Origin of the sequence: Flavobacterium sp. NRK1 (assembly GCF_024054175.1) — a bacterium.
In the GTDB taxonomy this organism is placed as follows: domain Bacteria; phylum Bacteroidota; class Bacteroidia; order Flavobacteriales; family Flavobacteriaceae; genus Flavobacterium.
The window spans coordinates 2732743-2733421 of the sequence record NZ_JAMXLA010000001.1 but is presented as its reverse complement, the minus strand read 5'-3'; the positions used below and the strand labels follow the sequence as shown (position 1 = coordinate 2733421).

The following is a 679-nucleotide window of genomic DNA, read 5'->3' as shown; positions in this document are numbered from 1 at the left end:
ATCCTGTCCATTGTTGTCGGCATCGTCACAGAAGGTAAGGTCCTCCAGTGATGGGGCCTGCGGTGCAGGGGATACGATAAGCGTTAGCACATAAGGTACGGTATTGCTGCACCCGCTGCGGGTATCGGTTACCCTTACATAGATATCCTGGATGTAAGGTACGGCATTTACATAGTTCTCTGTTGTTGGTATCGGGTTTATACCCGCTATGGCATCTTCGGCTGTTTCATGGAAGGTGATCACAAGGTCTAGATCGCCGTTAGCCATACTCTCTTCAAGGGCTGCAAGGTCAAATTCGCCTATGCCCTGGCCGTTGGTATCGCATACAGTCAGCTCGTCCTGGGTCGGCTCAAGGATGATCGGCTGGTGCTCTACCCTAAGGTCTAAGAAACCGATCCTGTAGCACCCGGTGGCTGTTACCTCAAAGCGTACAAAAAGCGTCTCTACCTGCGGTCCCTGGTTCTCATAGGCTAAGGCATCCGCCTCGCTTATAGGGTTGGCATCGCCCTGGGCATCAGCAAAGCTGTGGTGGAAGGTTATGGTCATGCCGCTGGCATCGGCAATAAAGTCAGGGATCCTGCTGGTAAGGTCAAACACCTCTTTGTCCATTGGGGCGGTGGTATCACACAGTGTATATACCGACTGGTTGGTGATAAGCTCCGGAAGCGGGTTGACAATA

1 protein-coding gene is annotated in these 679 nt (G+C 52.4%); it reads right to left on the bottom strand.

Features of this window, described 5'->3' with window-relative positions; genetic code table 11:
• Positions 1–609 (bottom strand): hypothetical protein (locus NHE85_RS12540; RefSeq protein ID WP_252812400.1); only part of this gene is annotated, 609 nt, incomplete at its 3' end.
• Between the last annotated feature and the right edge of the window lie 70 nt (positions 610–679).